We start from the raw sequence: 16,613 nt of genomic DNA, 5'->3' as shown, positions 1-16,613 counted from the left end.
CAAAGCTTTAGTTTGTTGGAGGAAAAGATGGATGTGGGGAATGAAACAAATAGTTAGAGGTGCTAATCAGCTAGCTTGTTAATAATGTCCCACTGTTGTTGGGTGACGGGCATAATCGATAAACGGCTTCCGCGTTTAACTAAGGGCATTTCACAAAGTTCTGGTTGTTGTTTCAGTTCATCTAAACTGATCATGCGGGAATATTTCTTGTAGAACTTTATATCAACCATATACCAGCGGGGGTGTTCAGGCGTGCTTTTTACGTCAAAGTAGGGTGAGTTGGGGTCCCAAGCTGTGTGATCAGGGTAAGCAGTTCGGCTGACTTCTGCGATGCCTACAATGCCGGGAGGTTTGCAGCTTGAGTGATAAAAAAGAACCTGATCGCCCTGCTGCATTTCGTCACGCATCATATTGCGTGCTTGATAGTTTCTTACACCATCCCAAGACTCAGTTTGGTTTGGTGAGTTAAAGAGATCATCAATACTAAAGACATTAGGTTCACTTTTCATTAGCCAGTAGCGCGGTTTTTTAGCCATTCGGAAATAGACCTTGAAATAAGAAAATAAATTCATTCTATTTGTATTATTCTAACGTAATGAGGTGAGCATCACATTTGCTTGCTATCTATCAGAGTAGAATGCGGCAGTTAGCGTATTATTTGTGAGTCTTATAACTCATTTGACAACGCTATTTGATTGAGTAAAGAAGGAAAATTATTAATAAATACTACGAGTAGTTGATTTGTAAATAGATTGAAAATTGTTTTTAGATGTTAAAATAACCGTAAACATGCTTTTAACGAAGCGTTAATCTCAGTAAGCAGACTACTTGTATTACGTATATATTAGAATTCATAGATAGCTGTTTATACCTTGCAAAAAATTTTGCAGGGTATGTGACTTGTTGTTCTTAACCAGTGACGGTAACTTAATTTGTGGTGTTAATTGTCATGACACAAAAAAAACCAGATTTCATGACGGTATTGGTTGCGCTTTTTTTGTTTGGGGTTATAGCTACGGGGTTTGTGCAAATAAATGATAGCTTCGCGTTATCGTCCCATCATGAGACAGGTAAGCGCTAACTAAACTAAACGCTTTCCCCTGTTTTTTAGCTAACATTGATACACCCGTTGGTCAGTGGCTATTGCATTTAAGGGTATATCCCAACTGGCTGTAGGCAGTTTATCTACACGTTGGCACTCATGTGCGACACCCATTAATTTAGGGTGGCGTAGGTGTGGTATTGTCTGTACAAAAGCAAATGTGCGGTCATAGAAGCCACCCCCCATTCCCAAACGACCTCCATGAATATCGAACCCAACCAGTGGTAAGAGGACAAGGTCTAGTGCCCAAGGGGTAATAACTTTATTTCCTCGGCGTGTTGGTTCAGGAATGCTAAAGTTATTCAGACTTAATGTCGTATGTGGCTGATAATGAACAAACCATAGCCGGTTGTGTTTATCAGGCCGGAGTACAGGTAAAAATACGTGCTTTCCTGATTTCCATAGAAAACGAATTGTAGGTGATAAATTAATTTCACCATCATTTGCAATATACACTGCAACTGTTTTGCTTTTTATAAATGTTGGATTTTTTTTTAGGCTGGATAAAAGACTTTCGCTAGCACGTTGCTGTTGCTGCTTGGATAGCTGACGACGTTTTTGGCGAAGTGTTGTTCGGAGTGATTTTCGGGTCAAGTTCATATCAAAAAAAGAATGACCCCCAGTTTGCCGCTGTCAGTATAGCCCTTGAACCCATGGTTCAAGGTGGTGGCTGCTGAAATACGTTGGGCTTTCCACTTTTAAGTGGACATGCACGCCAGTATTTACGAGGAGCCTCCTGATCTTCGATTATCGGCTCAGGGACAGTCGTGACTGGCCTGCAAACCAGGGAGCCTGTTTAAGATTATAATGATTTAAGAAAAATTGTCGCGGTTTTTTTTAGATAATTTTTGCATCAATAACCAGGTTCACTATTTACGTCTTGTAACACCTTATCGACTTTTTTAACGATCTGTTCCACCTGACGTTTGGTTTCTTCCTGGTCTTTGGAGATAGATTTTGCTAGCTGTAATAACTCATGGGCTATATTTAAAGCAGCCATTACTGCGATGCGCTCTAAACCAATCACCTTACCAGTGCCACGAATATCGCGCATTTTACTGTCTAAGTAGTTAGCTGCTTCTACGAGAGCCGCTTTTTCTCCCTCGCCACAGCTAACACGGTAATCTTTATCTAAAATACTAACAGTTGTGGTATTAACAGCAGAATTGCTCATGATTCTTGTTCCAGAGCTTTAAGTCGGCTGATCATGGCTTCAACTTTGCTACGAGCGAGTTCATTCTTCTCGACGAGTTGTGCCCGTTCCTCACGCCAAGCTTGCTCATTTGCTTTAAGCGTTTGGTTTTCTTCTAGTAATTGCTGGCATAGAGCTAATAGCTCATCAATTTTGTGATGAAGCATGTTATTTAGTTGTTCATCCATAGCCTTTAGATTAGCCGTAATATCAGCGGTTACTATAGAGTGCCTGATGAAAAGGGTCAATCTTTGGTACAGTGTTACACATTGAAATGATAGCATTACTCCAATTAATTGGTGGGCATAGGTTTAATATATGGTCAATAATCCTCAACGTGACGAGAAAGCCCTTGACTATGACAATTTGTTTGAATTGTTTTCTAGCTTAAAGTCTATTCAAACTCCAGCAGAGTTACATGGCCAATTGACGGGTTATTTGTGTTCTGGAAAACGTTTTCAGCCAGATACTTGGTTACAAGTTGCACAAAAAATGATGGATATTGATGCCTTAACGGATGAGGCAAAGGTTACGTTAATTAATCTGTATGACCATGTGATTACTAAGCTTGAGGATCAATCCTTTGGTTTTCAGCCTTTACTTCCTGACGAGGCTGAATCATTAACAGCTCAGGCACGTGCCATTGGTAGCTGGTCACAAAGCTTTCTGGCTGGGTTTGGTTTAGGGGGGGCCATTCAGTCATCATTGTCTGAGGAGATTATTGGCATACTTCGTGATTTTGCTCAAATTGCACAGCTAGAAACAGAATTAGAAGATAGTGATAGCAACGAGTCAGACTTAACTGAAATTATTGAATATGTCCGTATGGCGGCATTATTAGTTTACACAGAGTTTAATAAAACTTCTGACCAAAAGCAGACGCAATCAAACCCGCCTAAGAAAAAACATTAATTTTTGCGTGTTAATGTTGACAAAAATATTCACATAAACAAAGTTAAGTAAGGTATTTTTTGAGTAAAGAAGACAGTAGCAGTGCGTCCAGTGAAGTGGTGAGTTGCTCAACTTGGTAATCATAGGGAATCTAAATGAAAAAAATTACCGCAGTAGAATATAAGCATCGTCGAAGTGCATTAATGGCTGAGATGGAAGCAAACAGCATTGCCATTTTACCTTCAGCGCCATTGCAGCCTCGCAATCGTGATGTAGAGCATCCTTATCGTCAGGATAGTGACTTTTATTACTTAACTGGATTTACTGAGTCTGAGTCGGTATTAGTGTTAATTCCTGGGCGAACACATGGTGAAGCTGTGCTTTTTTGTCAGGAGAAGGATCCTGAAAAAGAGTTATGGGAAGGACGACGGGCCGGTCAAGAAGGTGCTGTGGCTAACTATGGGATGGATGATGCTTTCCCTATTAATGATATTGATGAAATCTTGCCAGGCCTTATTGAGGGACGCTCGAGAGTTTATTATGCCATTGGTGCAAATGAAGTCTTTGATCGTCGATTAATGGGCTGGATAAAGTCGATTAAATCGAAAACCAAGCAAGGTGCACAGCCTCCTGGAGAGTTTATAGCACTCGAAAATATCCTGCATGAACAGCGACTATTTAAAAGTGATGTGGAAATTGCAGTAATGACCGAAGCGGGTGAAATTTCTGCAAAGGCTCATTTAAGGGCAATGCGTGCTTGCCGTCCTGGTTTATATGAGTATCAGCTAGAGGCTGAGATTCTTCATGAATTTATGCATGCTGGCGCTCGCTTTGCTGCTTATCCCAGTATTGTTGGGGGAGGGGAGAATGCATGTATCTTGCATTACACCAACAATGATTGTCAGCTTAAGGATGGCGAACTTATTCTTATTGATGCAGGCTGTGAGTTAGACCACTATGCCGCAGATATAACTCGTACATTTCCTGTTAATGGACGTTTTTCTGAAGAGCAGAGAGCTATCTATGACCTTGTACTGACAGCTCAGCTTGAAGCTATTGAAGCAATAAAGCCTGGCACTGTGTTTAATCATATTCATGATATTACTGTGCGAGTAATCACTGAAGGTTTGGTTAAACTTGGAATTTTAACAGGGGATGTGAATAAGCTCATTGAGGATGAAGCTTATAAACCTTTCTACATGCATAAATCCAGTCACTGGATTGGCATGGATGTGCATGATGTCGGTGATTATCGAATTGCTGGGCAGTGGCGTGACTTGGAGCCTGGCATGGTACTAACTATTGAGCCAGGGATTTATATTGCGCCAGACAACATGGAAGTCGATTCTAAGTGGCAAGGGATTGGGGTGCGTATTGAGGATGATGTTGTTGTGACAGAGACAGGACACACCGTTATAACCAGTGCGGTACCCAAACAGGTGCATGAGATTGAAGCGCTGATACAGCAGGTACAGTAGGTAGCGAATTGAGGGGATGTTGATGCACTTTCCTGTAGTCATTATTGGTGGAGGAATGGTTGGTGCGACACTGGCACATACACTGGCACGGATGTTTCCGCAAAAAGTTGCGTTAATTGAGGCTGCACCATTTCCAACAACTCCTCAGTCAGATGTGCAGCCTAGTTTTGATGCTCGATCGACAGCCTTAGCATGGGGAACCCGTTTACTGTTTGAGCAGCTGGGGTTGTGGGATGAGCTTACTACCTATGCGACACCTATTGAACATATTCATGTATCTAACCAGGGACATTTTGGTTTTACTCGTTTGCATGCACAGGATGAGGGGGTGTCAGCACTAGGATATGTCATAAGTAACCAACACTTGGGACAAACCCTCTTTAAACATTTAATGGCGGCAGAAGAGAAACAGAAGCTAGAGCTGATCATGCCCGCTAAGGTAGTGGCACTTAGCCCTAATAACAAAGGTACTTCATTACAGGTTGAGCGTAATGAAACAACAGAAATCATTACCGCTGACCTTGTCATTATTGCCGATGGTGGTCGTTCAGGGCTAACGGAGCAGCTTGGGATTGATATAACGGAAAAGCAGTATAATCAGTCGGCGTTGATCGCTAATGTTGCCTTAAGTAAGTCTCACAATAATATTGCTTATGAGCGTTTTACTGAATCTGGCCCCATGGCGTTATTGCCGTTATCAGGTAGGCACTGTGCGTTGGTTTGGTCATTACCAGAAACTATGGTTGATGATATTGCATTAATGCCAGAAGCTGATTTTACCTCATACTTACAGCAAAACTTTGGTTATCGGTTGGGTCGGTTTACTAAGGTTGGTCTTCGGCATATTTACCCTCTTACCCTTCGATGTAGTACTGAGCAAGTGCGTCCTGGGCTTGTTGTGCTGGGTAATGCAGCGCATCAGTTACATCCGGTAGCAGGACAAGGCTTTAATCTGGCATTACGAGATGCACTTCGTTTAGCAGAGGTTATTCAGGAAGCATTAGTACTGGAACAGCCACTTTATACGCTCAAAACATTGCATCACTATGTGAAGCGCCAAGAAGCAGATCAACAAGTGACTATCCAATGGAGTGATCGTTTGGTTCGTTGGTTTAGTTCTACTACTCCTACGCTTTCTATTTTGAGAAACCTTGGTTTGGTTGGCTTGGATCTTTGTTTTCCTGGCAAGTCATTGTTTACGCAACATGCTATGGGCATGGGGTTACCTGCTGCAAAAATTAATTAGGGCTGAAGGTTAATGAAATCATATGATATTGTGATTGTCGGTGGCGGTATGGTGGGTGCTGCTATTGCCTTGGGAATCAGTCAGCAAACTGACTATAAAATTGCAATTGTCGATAATCAGTCCCTTGATCAATTAGCATCATGGCCCAAAGCTGACCGTATTGATAATCGAGTAAGTGCTGTTACCCTGGCAACAGTTGACTTTCTCTCTCAGCTAAGGGTTTGGCCTGCTATAGAAGCATTTCGCAGGAGTGCATTTAAGCGCATGTTTGTGTGGGACAGTGAAGGGACAGGGAATATCCAGTTTACGGCAGAAGAGGTACATCGCAGACAACTGGGTTATATTATTGAAAACAGGGCAATTCAAGCAGCACTTTGGCAGCAACTTGAACAGCAAGCAGCAATTGATGTCTATGCAGAGCATGTGTTAACGGCTTTAGTTGCTAACACACCAGCGGTGCTTTCAAGTCCACGTGCATCTTTCAATACGAATACCAATTCAATTTCTCAGGATTATCCCTATACCGTTGTATTAAATGGTGGACAAGAGTTGTCTGCATCATTAGTTATTGGTGCTGATGGTGCTAGGTCACAGGTTCGTCGTTTAGCACAATTTACTACCCGGGAATGGGATTACTTACATCATGCTTTAGTTGCAACGGTTAAATGGGAAAACAGTCATCAGCATACTGCTTGGCAAGTATTTTTGCCTACAGGCCCCTTAGCGTTATTACCCTTGAATAATTTAAGTACTGAACAAGATGAGCTAAGTCAGGATGTAACTTCAATAGTCTGGTCAGCACCTGCTACTCATATAGAGAAGTTAATGAAAGCACCAACAACGATGCTTTTAAAGCAACTTTCACAGGCGACTGAAGCACGTTTAGGGGAGGCCATTGAAATCAAAGATCAGGCATCATTCCCATTACGTCAGCGGCATGCCAAACAGTATTATAAGAAAGGTGTGGTGCTTGCTGGAGATGCTGCTCACACTATTCATCCTCTTGCAGGACAAGGCATGAACTTGGGAATGGCTGATGCACTTGCGTTAGTGACCGAAGTTGCACGTGCAGCTAAAAGAGGTGATACCCCTGGAGGTGAACATATTCTGTCACGTTATCAGCGTCAACGGATGCCTGATAACCTGATGATGATGGGCTTGATGGAAAGCTTTCAACATACCTTTCAAAGCCAGCAGTTACCCGTCAGATGGTTGCGTAATCAAGGTTTAAGCTGGGTAAACAAGCAAGCATGGTTAAAGCAGCAGTTGATAAAGAAAGCCGTAGGTCTGTAAGTAGAGCTAATACTGTGTGCTTTGTTTTGCTATGCAGAGATATAATCCTTCCACTTGACGTGCTTTGAGATGTGAGTGTTTGTTGCTTGTATAAATGTTAATCATTATCATTAGCGACATATGGCTACAGGAGTCACCTATGTCTCAAAAACGTTTTTCCTCATTAGCATTGACCTCGCTTTTCATTGTGACACTAACCATCGCAGATATGAGTGTTGCCAGCAGCACTGAAAATAAAGGCGAGATGGTTATTTATTCCTCACGTAAAGAACACCTCATTAAGCCTTTATTTGATCAATACACAAAAGAGACAGGTGTTAAAATCCGCTATGTGACAGATGCAGAGGGACCTTTAATTGCAAGAATGCAAGCGGAAGGAAAGGCAACACCTGCGGATATGTTTATTACCGTTGACGCAGGGAATTTATGGCAGGCACAGCAAAAAGGCCTGTTGCAGCCAGTACAATCTGAAATTTTAAATAAAAATATTCCTGAGCATTTAAGAGATCCTAATAACAACTGGTTTGGTTTGTCTGTGCGTGCACGAACAATGGTCTATGCGACCGATCGAGTGAAACCAGAAGAGTTATCCACATATGAGGATTTAGCTTCAAGTAAGTGGGATGGACGGCTTTGCTTGCGTACTGCTAAAAAAGTCTATAACCAGTCGTTGGTTGGTACTTTAATTGCTCGCTTAGGCCAAGAGAAAACAGAAGTGATCGTAAAAGGCTGGGTAAATAATCTCGCTACGCCTGTTTTTTCTAATGATACATTAGCGTTACAAGCCGTAGATGCAGGGCAGTGTGATGTCACTGTGGTGAACACATACTACTTTGGACGTCTATTAAAAGAAAAACCCAATCTAAAGTTAAAAATATTTTGGGCAAACCAGTCATCATCTGGAACGCATGTCAATATTTCTGGTGCTGGGATTACTAAATATGCTAAGCACAAAGCAACAGCCGTTGCCTTTTTAGAGTGGTTAAGTCAGCCAGAAGCTCAGAAAATTTTTGCAAATGTTAATATGGAGTTTCCCGCTAATCAAAGTGTGAAACCTTCTGAATTGGTTGCCCGTTGGGGGGAGTTTAAACAAGACCAGCTTAATGTTGAGGCAGCCGGGCGATTACAAGGCGAAGCTATAAAACTAATGGACCGTGCAGGTTATCATTAATTTTTCAGCCGTTGATAAAGCGCCTGTGTATATTTACGGGCGTTTTTAACTTCTCCTTTCTACAGACTTCACCCAGTTTACATATTCATATAAGCTCATAGCCCTTTATACCCTTAGTTATGGGTATACAGCACTTACAACCACTTAATTTATTATTGTGGGTAATTTAATCAGGAAAGTAAGCTCGTTGTGATAAAGCATCCTCCATTATTGCGCCGTCTATCATTTACGATTGCAGGCATAGTCCTCATGCCTCTATTAGTGCTGATTATTAGTTGGCACGATTTTCAAACGGAAATTTGGCTACATTTAATTGAAACTCAATTAGGTCGTTTGCTTGCTAATACGCTGTTTTTACTTGTTGGAGTTGGTCTTGGAGTAATGGTCATTGGCGTCAGTTTGGCCTGGTTAACAACGATGTGTGATTTTCCTGGACGGAAGTTTTTTGACTGGGCATTAATGTTACCTTTTGCTATTCCAGCTTATGTATTGGCATTTGTATACTTGGGTTTTTTTGAGTTTAGTGGACCGTTACAAACCTTATTAAGAGAGTGGTTTGGTACAAGCCGTTTTTTTCCCTCTATTCGCAGCCCGGGTGGGGTTGTGTTGGTCTTAGTGTTAGTTTTTTATCCTTATGTGTATATGTTGGCACGTAGTGCATTTATTACACAGGGACGTGGAGCAATAGATGCTGCTCGAATTTTAGGACTAACACCATTTCAAGCATTTTGGCGAGTTGCACTACCTATCGCCAGACCAGCCATTGCGGCAGGGGTTGGCCTTGCCCTTATGGAAACGTTAGCGGACTTTGGAACTGTTGCAACATTTAATTACGATACGTTTACAACCGCTATTTATAAAGCGTGGTATGGTTTTTTTAATTTACAAGCCGCTGCCCAACTGGCTACTTTATTAATGCTGTTTGTGTGTATGGCATTTTGGCTAGAGCAGCGGGGCAGGGGAAGTACACAATACGCGTTACAACAGCGCTCTCATCAGCATAAACCCTATAGATTAAAAGGTATGCCGTGTTATGCAGCATTAATTTATGCCTCAATTGTCTTGGGCTTTGCTTTTATTCTGCCAGTAGCGCAATTGCTGGTATGGGTTGTGAAACAGGGAATACAAGATATTGATAGCCATTTTGCAGGATTAGTAGGGCACTCTATTATATTAGCTAGTTCGGCAAGTTTAGCCGTTGTTTGTGTTGCTTTAGTATTGAGCTTCGCTAAACGGTTTCATAAAGATCACTGGCTTAAGAAGACTGTAATGGCAGCAAATTTAGGTTATGCCCTTCCAGGCTCAGTATTGGCAGTCGGTATTATGTTTGCGTTCAGCCAGGTAGATAATCACCTTCTTATTCCACTTCAAGAGTGGATTGGTTTACCTCCGCAGCCGCTACTTTTGGGTAGCTTTCTTGCTTTGCTTTTAGCCTATATTATCCGTTTTATTGCGGTTGCTTTTGGACCCACTGATGCGGCATTACAAAGTATTCGATCAAGCCTACATGAAGCTGCTCGAAGTTTAGGTGTGAGTGGCCTAGCCATTGTCAGAAGAGTTTATGTGCCAATATTGGCTCCAGGTTTAATAACAGCAGGCATTTTAGTGTTTGTTGATGTAATGAAAGAAATGCCAGCGACTCTTTTAATGCGCCCGTTCGGATGGGATACACTTGCTGTACGCATTTATGAAATGACATCAGAGGGCGAGTGGCAAAGGGCGGCACTTCCTGCTTTAGCTTTAGTATTGGTTGGACTTATTCCAGTATTTCTTTTGATGAGAAAATCTCGTTATCGTAATGAAAGCAAGCCAGAATAAACAAATAAATGTGAAAAATAACAGAACGGCTATAAAGTATATACGATAGTACTTGTCATGAGATTTTTGGTTGCAGTTATGGCGACTGTTGTTTATGGTTAAGACGACAGTTTTACCTCCTTGAACTCAGCATTTGAGAGGACAATAATAATGAGCAGCATACCTGCAGAGTTGCGCTATGTATCAACCCATGAATGGGTGCGCCTTGAGGACGACAACACAGCGGTGGTTGGTATTACTGACCATGCTCAGGAGTTGCTAGGCGATGTTGTATTTATTGAGTTGCCTGATGTTGATGCAACCATTAGTGCAGGTGATGAAGTAGGGACGATAGAGTCAGTCAAAGCAGCTTCTGATATGTTTGCACCACTTTCTGGCGATGTAATTGCTATCAATGAAGATTTGGAAGAAGCGCCTGAACTCGTAAACTCTGATCCATATGGAGATGGCTGGTTATTTAAAATAAAAATTAAAGACCAAGTTGAAGTTGATGAGCTGCTAGATGCTGAAGCGTATAGTGAGTTATGCGAAGCTGATGAATAGTAGTGGCTTAAACCTTTTTAAAAATGAGCAGTTAAACTGCTCATTGCATGTTTTGATTCAAATTATTGGCGCTTAATCATGTGGTATGAGTGCTAATCCTCTCCTTTAGTGTTGCCTGGGTACGACATCAACGTCATGTGATCTAGGTTTTTGCATATACCTTACTCCCTAGATGTTGAGCACTTCTGATACTGTTTAAATGACGCTTTCAAATATATTTAAAAATAGCTTTGTGTAAGTATTTCACATAGATAGCAAGAGCTAATAGGTAATAAAAATTAGATTTTATTCAAAATCTTGCGCTGTATTTCCACTAAAGAAGCAACTATTAACATTTTGTTCTGTCAAACAAAAGTACATTTGTATTGGTGTAATTTTTGCTTGAGTTTTCAAAGGAATGACCAATCATGGCAAATACATCAAAACATACAATGTTTAGCTGTTTGAGTGACCTCATCAGCTGTTTTTGTCATTTGTAATCTCTAACTAGACAAAATCCGGAGAGATTATAGCGAGAAGTATCCTATTAAATTATGCAGCATGTGGAGTCGTTGCCTATGGTGTTTCGAATATTTAAGTTAGTAGTGCTTATTACCACCCTACAAATAACTGGGTGTGTTGTTTTTACACAGGATGAAGATTTATCTTCTCAAAACGAAGTTAAGACATTATTAAATAACCACTATCAAAACTGGCGAGGAACACCTTACCGTTATGGTGGTACAACAAAAAATGGTATTGATTGCTCTGGCTTTATCCAGCAGACTTATAAAACACTATTTGGCATAAAATTACCTCGTTCTTCCAGAAGCCAAATAAAAGTGGGAAAACGAGTGTCGTATAGTCAAGCTCAGTATGGTGATTTGGTTTTTTTTCATAATGGCCGAAAAGTAAGCCATGTTGGTATTTTTATGGGAGAAAGCAAATTTTTACATGTTTCAACCCGCAAAGGTGTTACTATTTCAAGTATTAACAGTAAGTATTGGTCAAAGCGACTCTATCGAGTGAATCGTGTACTCGCCAATTAGGCATTTCGGTAAATACTTAACTCAATTCACTATCAAATATCCTTAACCGTGAAAATTAATCATACTTGTGTGTCGTTCTATACCAAATACGCCATGTATCGTAATTAAATATTCAATTATGATGATTTAAAGCCTATCAGGATAGTACCAAGGAAGGTAAGTTGTTCAGCCATAGCTTACAAAGGTAGTAAATTAAAATAACTAACTGGTCACTTATTAACTTCCTTACTTTCACAAAAAATCACTATTTTTATAAGCGTCCTTAAGGTAGTTATCGACAAAAAAATAACATCGTTTTTTGTTGAGGGTAAATTTTTATTGATCTTGATCAATAGAATATTCTCTCTCTTTTAGTGTCGTATACTGTATGCCGCATCCCGCTTGTTTTTAATTATTTCAAAAATATAAATACGCATAATTACTTATTAATTTTCGGTTTTATTATTTAATTACCTGTCCTATTATAACAACATAAAGAGAATTTAAACCCCAGTTGATTTTAAGACTTTAATCATAGGGAAAAGCAAAAAATAAAGTCATAAAAAAAACAGCACTAAAAAATACTACATAAGGAGATGTAGCCATGAAAACTTTAAAACTCAGCAAAAAACTTATTGGCGTTATGCTTATCAGCATGGTTCCTGCAATAGGTTGTGCAGATCAATTCTTTAGAATGAATGTTGGAGATAGTTTGACTTATGTCAACTCCGAAAATAACCACGATGTCATTCAAAGTAAAATAATGAATGAAAATAATGGATGGTATAAATTCAATCAATTTGCAGGGCTAGGCAAACAATGGCTTAAAGTTAATGAAAAAGGTCAAATTCATATTTGGAATGAGTATGACCAGAAAGTTAATTTAATGACTGACTTTTCAGCTGGTATTGGTTTTTCAAGTGATGTTAAATTCTTCTGCGCTGACAAAACTGTTATCTATGAAAAATATGGTCAGTTAACTACTAAAGCAGGAACTTTTGATAATGTCACTCACCTGAAATTGACTGGTGGGTGCTATGATGCCGGAGTCAGTGACATATGGTTTGCAGAAGCTGTTGGTGTGGTCAAGTGGACTGAGATGACATTCACTGGTAGTAGGAATTTTGAATTGTTGGGTAAAAACAACCCAGGACTTTAGTGATTGGATATCAGAGTCAAACATAAGGATAAAATGAGATATGGTGCCGGCACTAGGAGTCGAACCCAGGACCTACTGATTACAAGTCAGTTGCTCTACCAGCTGAGCTATACCGGCAACGGAGAGTGCAGATGTTAGTTTGGATGAGTGGATATGTCAATAGGTCATAGGTGTTTAAAAAATGTTCATTATAGGTTGCTGGACATAGAAAGAAAGGTTAATGCAAGAAGCAAAAAAAATAGCGAATCCATGGTAATGGGTTCGCTAGATTGGTAAAAGTTTTATTAAGAAATGAGGTAATTAAAGTTTTATTTAAAATGTCTTTATCGGACAGTTCAGTTATTGAGTTTCACACACGTTATTAACGTTTAAACACAGCTTATCAAGACAATATGCTTTCCTGTTTTTACGCGCTTTCCATGCGCATAAAGCTCCAGCCTTATCTTCCTTAATGCGGCTTTACAGACAAAGAGCTTATACAGCTTATTATGGCAAAGAAATAAAATGAACGCATAAGCTAGATTTGGACTGAGCTTGTAGGAAATTGACCGTACTTGTTAGGTGAAATGGCGACAATCTGATTTCTTCCCCTTTCTTTAGCTGTATAGAGCGCAGCATCAGCTTTAGTCAATAAATCGTTGATAGTAAAAGTATTGATATGGTCTTGGTTTGAGGCTGCGCCAATACTTATCGATACGAAGGGGCTTACAGAGCTAGCTTTGTGAGGTATTTCTAAATTTTGAACAGTTTGTCTTAGCTGTTGAGCGATTAAACGAGCACCATCCAGTTCAGTCATAGGGAGAAGAACTACAAACTCTTCTCCACCAAATCGACATATGTAATCGAGAGGACGTTTAAGATTATTTTTCAATGCTTGGGCTATTGTTACAAGGCAGTGATCGCCTTCCAAGTGTCCATAGTTATCATTGTATTGTTTAAAAAAATCAACATCAATCATTAAGATGCTTAAAGCTTTTTGTTCTCGACGACAGCGTTTTAACTCTCTTTCAGATACGTCATAAAATCCACTACGATTGGCTACACCAGTCAATACATCAGTTTTGCTTAAACTTTGTAACTGACTGTTCATCATATGGAGTTTTCGTTGTATATCGACGATTCTCTGCATTGCACGTATTTGAGCATGAACCAAAATAGGTTTTAGTGGTTTTGTTAAAATACCATCGCCTCCTGCACTAAGTGCTTCAGCAAACTCTTGGTCATTTTCTGTTGCACTAATAAAAATGATAGGTAGCCACTCAGATTGTTGATCTCTGATGATTTTTGCTGTTTCTATACCATTAAGATCAGGCATTTGAATATCCATGAAGATCATATCAATTTCATGGTTTTTCATATAAGAAAGTGCTTCATGACCATCACATACAGTATGTACTGTATGACCAGTATCACTAATAACCTTTTGCAGAAAAACCCTCATCGAAGGTGTATCATCAGCAATAAGTATATTCAAGTGTTAACCTTGATCCAATAATCATATGACAACGTATGTCTTATAATTATATACGTTTATGAATGATGCTAAGTAAAAAAATAGAATGAAACATATATTGCATTTTGGAATAAATAAAAAATTTATATATCGCATCAAAATTATTATAAATTTTATGTAAAAACTGATTGGTCTAACCTGAGTTATATAACTTTAGAGTTTTTTATGGGATATAAAAAAGTGGTTTTAGAGGTGTCTACAATACTATTGAAGCAAAAAAAGTAGAAGGTGGATAAACAACTTTTCAAATATATGACATTTTATGATAACCAGATATTTTCAGTATGACATGATATGTCCTTTACGGATCTTATTTCCCTGAGGAGCTTTTAACTGCAGTCCCTAAAAAAACTTCGTTATGGTTATAGTCTGTGAATATGTACTCAAGTTGAATGATAATTATGAATTATGAACATCTAAAAAACGAAGTCGAATGAGACCTCAAGTCTGGTATAACCCAATCATTAGAATTAATATAAATAATAAGAGATTGATATGTAGAACTTTGGTATTCAAAGGTAGTATTAATGTTTAGTATGTTGAGGTGGTTTAAGCAATCAGTAGAGAAAGAGAAAGACTTAGTATCTTTTCATGTTCTAAGTAGATTATGTCGAGATCATAGTTTTATTAATGTAAAAATAAATGACGATGAACATATCTTTCGAAGTATGATTCTTATGGTTGACCCACAGGAAGAGTTCGTACTTATTGATGACTTGTATCCACCTGCTCCTGAAGGCTTCATCAACGATGGTTGTAAAGTTAAAGTAGATTGTTCTGAAAGGGGCCATAAAACTCATTTTGTCACAACACTGATGTCTATTGAGTCATTTGAAGATATGCCAGCGTTAAAGCTTGAACTACCAGAAACATTACAGCATTCGCAAAGACGTTCAGACTATAGAGTGAGTATTTCTCAAACTGAATACTTAAAAGTTGTATTAAGTGGTTTTGGTACTAAGGTTGTCAATGGCAGAATACTGGATTTATCAACAAAAGGTATTCAAATTAAGTTTGCAGGTCCTATACCTGATGGAATACGTCAGGATGTGATTGTTAACAATTGTATGTTTACCTTGCCTGATGGAACAAGTATTAAATGTCGTATTCTAGTAAGCCATGCCAGGTGTTATCGAAAACCTATTACATACACGTTGGTAGGAGGTAGGTTAATAGACCTGCCATCAAAAATACAGAAAAAACTTGATCAATTTATTTTTAAAATACAAAGAGAACAGCGTAGGAGGGAACTTGATAATACCTAAAAAATGAGCTGAATTCTTACATTTAAGGTGTATAATAATGAGTGGCTATGATAAGGGAATATATAGCAAATTTAGAAAAAGCAGAATTTTGGCATGGATGCTTATAGTGGGTGTTTCAATTCTTGTTTTTTCAATACCGTTTGGAATTCTAATTGGTATTCTTTACAATTATATTGAACGAGAGATGATAATTGCAATTTGGGTTGGATTAAAAAGTACCTTGTTTTTTATTTTTATGGGGGTTGTAATATGTCTTATCGCTGCAGTATCTTTAAATTCAAAACGATAAGCCTTTTTTAATATCTTTTTCTTTTCTGTTGAGCTGCTTAAGGAGCTTTAATGTGCTTTGTTGGCGCTTTATATATACGATTTTTTGTAACAAAATTGATAGATTGTATACTATATGCCCACTATAAATTATAAATATGACAAGCAATGTCAAGTTGATTGCATCTTGCCCTATATTCATTATATGAAAGTAATGTGAAAGAAAAATAATAATTTGAAGAAAGATTCCATAAAGAGCTGGTTTTATATAATATGTTAGTTGTAGTTTTTGTGAAAGATCTTTCCTCACCATTGTAACCTTTTCTGTTAGTTGCTTTGCAATTAATAATAGTTCCACCTTCTTCTTACTATTGCCATGAAAAAAATAATAAACAAAGATTTCTTTTGGAAAAAGTGGTATAAGAATTGACGCTGTGATAAATGTGAAGGATATAAAAATTAAAGTGTAGTATAAGTCCATTTATAGTCACCTTATTACAAAAGGTAGTACCCTACACTCTGAAAGTTTAATACAAAAAGATAAAAACCACTAGAAATATGTTGTTATTTGTTAAAGGTTAAGGTCGATATAATAATATATAGACTGACAACTATATTTTTGTAATATATATATCATTTTTGATTTCTGACAATACCAGTTGATTTTT

General features: G+C 38.7%; 18 protein-coding genes, 1 tRNA gene and 1 other RNA gene. 12 read left to right on the top strand and 8 right to left on the bottom strand.

All coding sequences use genetic code 11. The features are described from left to right. Nucleotides 1–62: 62 nt before the first annotated feature. A complete protein-coding gene (locus ACQ96U_RS04735) occupies nucleotides 63–536 on the bottom strand; it encodes an EVE domain-containing protein (protein WP_431720077.1) in 474 nt (157 codons plus the stop codon). 413 nt (nucleotides 537–949) lie between these two features. Here ACQ96U_RS04735 and ACQ96U_RS04730 point away from each other — a divergent pair, with 413 nt between their 5' ends. Next, complete coding sequence (locus ACQ96U_RS04730) at nucleotides 950–1,081, top strand: hypothetical protein (RefSeq protein ID WP_431720076.1); 132 nt, start codon at nucleotides 950–952, stop codon at nucleotides 1,079–1,081. A gap of 30 nt (nucleotides 1,082–1,111) precedes the next feature. On the opposite strand, the gene ACQ96U_RS04725 is transcribed toward ACQ96U_RS04730, so the two are convergent. From ACQ96U_RS04725 to ACQ96U_RS04710, 4 genes are all read right to left on the bottom strand, one after another. After that, nucleotides 1,112–1,702: a 5-formyltetrahydrofolate cyclo-ligase gene (locus tag ACQ96U_RS04725; RefSeq protein ID WP_431720075.1), complete on the bottom strand. Its 591-nt coding sequence runs from the start codon at nucleotides 1,700–1,702 to the stop codon at nucleotides 1,112–1,114. Nucleotides 1,703–1,714: 12 nt separating this feature from the next. Next, nucleotides 1,715–1,895: non-coding RNA, 6S RNA (gene ssrS / locus ACQ96U_RS04720), on the bottom strand. A gap of 60 nt (nucleotides 1,896–1,955) precedes the next feature. Further along, nucleotides 1,956–2,276 carry a cell division protein ZapA gene (locus ACQ96U_RS04715; protein ID WP_431720074.1) on the bottom strand — a complete coding sequence of 107 codons (321 nt, stop codon included), beginning with the start codon at nucleotides 2,274–2,276 and terminating at the stop codon, nucleotides 1,956–1,958. Continuing rightward, nucleotides 2,273–2,482, bottom strand: coding sequence for a TIGR02449 family protein (locus ACQ96U_RS04710; RefSeq protein ID WP_431720073.1), 210 nt, complete (start codon nucleotides 2,480–2,482; stop codon nucleotides 2,273–2,275). Before ACQ96U_RS04710 ends, ACQ96U_RS04715 begins: the two co-directional genes overlap by 4 nt. 130 nt (nucleotides 2,483–2,612) lie before the next feature. Here ACQ96U_RS04710 and ACQ96U_RS04705 point away from each other — a divergent pair, with 130 nt between their 5' ends. The 9 genes from ACQ96U_RS04705 (at nucleotide 2,613) to ACQ96U_RS04665 (ending at nucleotide 12,900) form a co-directional block, all read left to right on the top strand. Continuing rightward, nucleotides 2,613–3,206 carry a UPF0149 family protein gene (locus ACQ96U_RS04705; protein WP_431720072.1) on the top strand — a complete coding sequence of 198 codons (594 nt, stop codon included), beginning with the start codon at nucleotides 2,613–2,615 and terminating at the stop codon, nucleotides 3,204–3,206. A gap of 134 nt (nucleotides 3,207–3,340) precedes the next feature. Next, entirely contained in the window at nucleotides 3,341–4,663 is a 1,323-nt protein-coding gene (pepP, locus tag ACQ96U_RS04700; RefSeq protein ID WP_431720071.1) for a Xaa-Pro aminopeptidase, read from the top strand. Between the two features lie 22 nt (nucleotides 4,664–4,685). After that, complete coding sequence (gene ubiH, locus ACQ96U_RS04695) at nucleotides 4,686–5,909, top strand: 2-octaprenyl-6-methoxyphenyl hydroxylase (RefSeq protein WP_431720070.1); 1,224 nt, start codon at nucleotides 4,686–4,688, stop codon at nucleotides 5,907–5,909. A gap of 12 nt (nucleotides 5,910–5,921) precedes the next feature. Further along, nucleotides 5,922–7,202: an FAD-dependent monooxygenase gene (locus ACQ96U_RS04690; RefSeq protein WP_431720069.1), complete on the top strand. Its 1,281-nt coding sequence runs from the start codon at nucleotides 5,922–5,924 to the stop codon at nucleotides 7,200–7,202. Nucleotides 7,203–7,341: 139 nt separating this feature from the next. Continuing rightward, a complete protein-coding gene (locus tag ACQ96U_RS04685) occupies nucleotides 7,342–8,373 on the top strand; it encodes an extracellular solute-binding protein (RefSeq protein ID WP_431720068.1) in 1,032 nt (343 codons plus the stop codon). Nucleotides 8,374–8,562: 189 nt separating this feature from the next. Further along, entirely contained in the window at nucleotides 8,563–10,191 is a 1,629-nt protein-coding gene (locus ACQ96U_RS04680) for an ABC transporter permease (protein WP_431720067.1), read from the top strand. 150 nt (nucleotides 10,192–10,341) lie between these two features. Beyond that, nucleotides 10,342–10,734 carry a glycine cleavage system protein GcvH gene (gene gcvH, locus ACQ96U_RS04675; protein ID WP_215820833.1) on the top strand — a complete coding sequence of 131 codons (393 nt, stop codon included), beginning with the start codon at nucleotides 10,342–10,344 and terminating at the stop codon, nucleotides 10,732–10,734. Nucleotides 10,735–11,291: 557 nt separating this feature from the next. Then, a complete protein-coding gene (locus ACQ96U_RS04670; protein ID WP_431720066.1) occupies nucleotides 11,292–11,762 on the top strand; it encodes a C40 family peptidase in 471 nt (156 codons plus the stop codon). Between the two features lie 583 nt (nucleotides 11,763–12,345). Continuing rightward, nucleotides 12,346–12,900 (top strand): hypothetical protein, encoded by a 555-nt coding sequence (locus ACQ96U_RS04665; RefSeq protein ID WP_431720065.1) that lies wholly within the window; start codon nucleotides 12,346–12,348, stop codon nucleotides 12,898–12,900. Nucleotides 12,901–12,941: 41 nt separating this feature from the next. Here the strand turns inward: ACQ96U_RS04665 and ACQ96U_RS04660 are convergent. Both ACQ96U_RS04660 and ACQ96U_RS04655 read right to left on the bottom strand, forming a co-directional pair. Next, nucleotides 12,942–13,017, bottom strand: a tRNA-Thr gene (locus ACQ96U_RS04660). 400 nt (nucleotides 13,018–13,417) lie between these two features. Then, nucleotides 13,418–14,374: a GGDEF domain-containing response regulator gene (locus ACQ96U_RS04655; protein ID WP_431720064.1), complete on the bottom strand. Its 957-nt coding sequence runs from the start codon at nucleotides 14,372–14,374 to the stop codon at nucleotides 13,418–13,420. A 566-nt stretch (nucleotides 14,375–14,940) separates the two neighbouring features. Between ACQ96U_RS04655 and ACQ96U_RS04650 the strand changes: the two genes are divergently transcribed. Then, nucleotides 14,941–15,678 (top strand): flagellar brake protein, encoded by a 738-nt coding sequence (locus ACQ96U_RS04650; protein ID WP_431720063.1) that lies wholly within the window; start codon nucleotides 14,941–14,943, stop codon nucleotides 15,676–15,678. 37 nt (nucleotides 15,679–15,715) lie between these two features. Further along, nucleotides 15,716–15,967, top strand: coding sequence for a hypothetical protein (locus ACQ96U_RS04645; RefSeq protein WP_431720062.1), 252 nt, complete (start codon nucleotides 15,716–15,718; stop codon nucleotides 15,965–15,967). Here the strand turns inward: ACQ96U_RS04645 and ACQ96U_RS04640 are convergent. After that, nucleotides 15,956–16,426 carry a hypothetical protein gene (locus ACQ96U_RS04640; RefSeq protein ID WP_431720061.1) on the bottom strand — a complete coding sequence of 157 codons (471 nt, stop codon included), beginning with the start codon at nucleotides 16,424–16,426 and terminating at the stop codon, nucleotides 15,956–15,958. The two genes, ACQ96U_RS04645 and ACQ96U_RS04640, sit on opposite strands and share 12 nt — an antisense overlap. Nucleotides 16,427–16,613 lie beyond the last annotated feature (187 nt).

This window comes from Zooshikella sp. RANM57 (assembly GCF_050749885.1).
Taxonomy (GTDB): domain Bacteria; phylum Pseudomonadota; class Gammaproteobacteria; order Pseudomonadales; family Zooshikellaceae; genus Zooshikella.
This window is presented reverse-complemented; position numbering and strand designations above follow the sequence as displayed.

Bases quoted from the DNA above. Each gene is read 5' to 3' on its own strand.
- ubiH (WP_431720070.1), top strand. From the start codon at position 4,686: ATGCACTTTCCTGTAGTCATTATTGGTGGAGGAATGGTTGGTGCGACA.
- ACQ96U_RS04730 (WP_431720076.1), top strand. From the start codon at position 950: ATGACACAAAAAAAACCAGATTTCATGACGGTATTGGTTGCGCTTTTT.
- ACQ96U_RS04650 (WP_431720063.1), top strand. From the start codon at position 14,941: ATGTTTAGTATGTTGAGGTGGTTTAAGCAATCAGTAGAGAAAGAGAAA.
- ACQ96U_RS04690 (WP_431720069.1), top strand. From the start codon at position 5,922: ATGAAATCATATGATATTGTGATTGTCGGTGGCGGTATGGTGGGTGCT.
- ACQ96U_RS04725 (WP_431720075.1), bottom strand. From the start codon at position 1,702: ATGAACTTGACCCGAAAATCACTCCGAACAACACTTCGCCAAAAACGT.
- ACQ96U_RS04735 (WP_431720077.1), bottom strand. From the start codon at position 536: ATGGCTAAAAAACCGCGCTACTGGCTAATGAAAAGTGAACCTAATGTC.
- ACQ96U_RS04685 (WP_431720068.1), top strand. From the start codon at position 7,342: ATGTCTCAAAAACGTTTTTCCTCATTAGCATTGACCTCGCTTTTCATT.
- ACQ96U_RS04665 (WP_431720065.1), top strand. From the start codon at position 12,346: ATGAAAACTTTAAAACTCAGCAAAAAACTTATTGGCGTTATGCTTATC.
- pepP (WP_431720071.1), top strand. From the start codon at position 3,341: ATGAAAAAAATTACCGCAGTAGAATATAAGCATCGTCGAAGTGCATTA.
- ACQ96U_RS04670 (WP_431720066.1), top strand. From the start codon at position 11,292: ATGGTGTTTCGAATATTTAAGTTAGTAGTGCTTATTACCACCCTACAA.
- ACQ96U_RS04645 (WP_431720062.1), top strand. From the start codon at position 15,716: ATGAGTGGCTATGATAAGGGAATATATAGCAAATTTAGAAAAAGCAGA.
- gcvH (WP_215820833.1), top strand. From the start codon at position 10,342: ATGAGCAGCATACCTGCAGAGTTGCGCTATGTATCAACCCATGAATGG.
- ACQ96U_RS04640 (WP_431720061.1), bottom strand. From the start codon at position 16,426: ATGGACTTATACTACACTTTAATTTTTATATCCTTCACATTTATCACA.
- ACQ96U_RS04715 (WP_431720074.1), bottom strand. From the start codon at position 2,276: ATGAGCAATTCTGCTGTTAATACCACAACTGTTAGTATTTTAGATAAA.
- ACQ96U_RS04705 (WP_431720072.1), top strand. From the start codon at position 2,613: ATGGTCAATAATCCTCAACGTGACGAGAAAGCCCTTGACTATGACAAT.
- ACQ96U_RS04710 (WP_431720073.1), bottom strand. From the start codon at position 2,482: ATGGATGAACAACTAAATAACATGCTTCATCACAAAATTGATGAGCTA.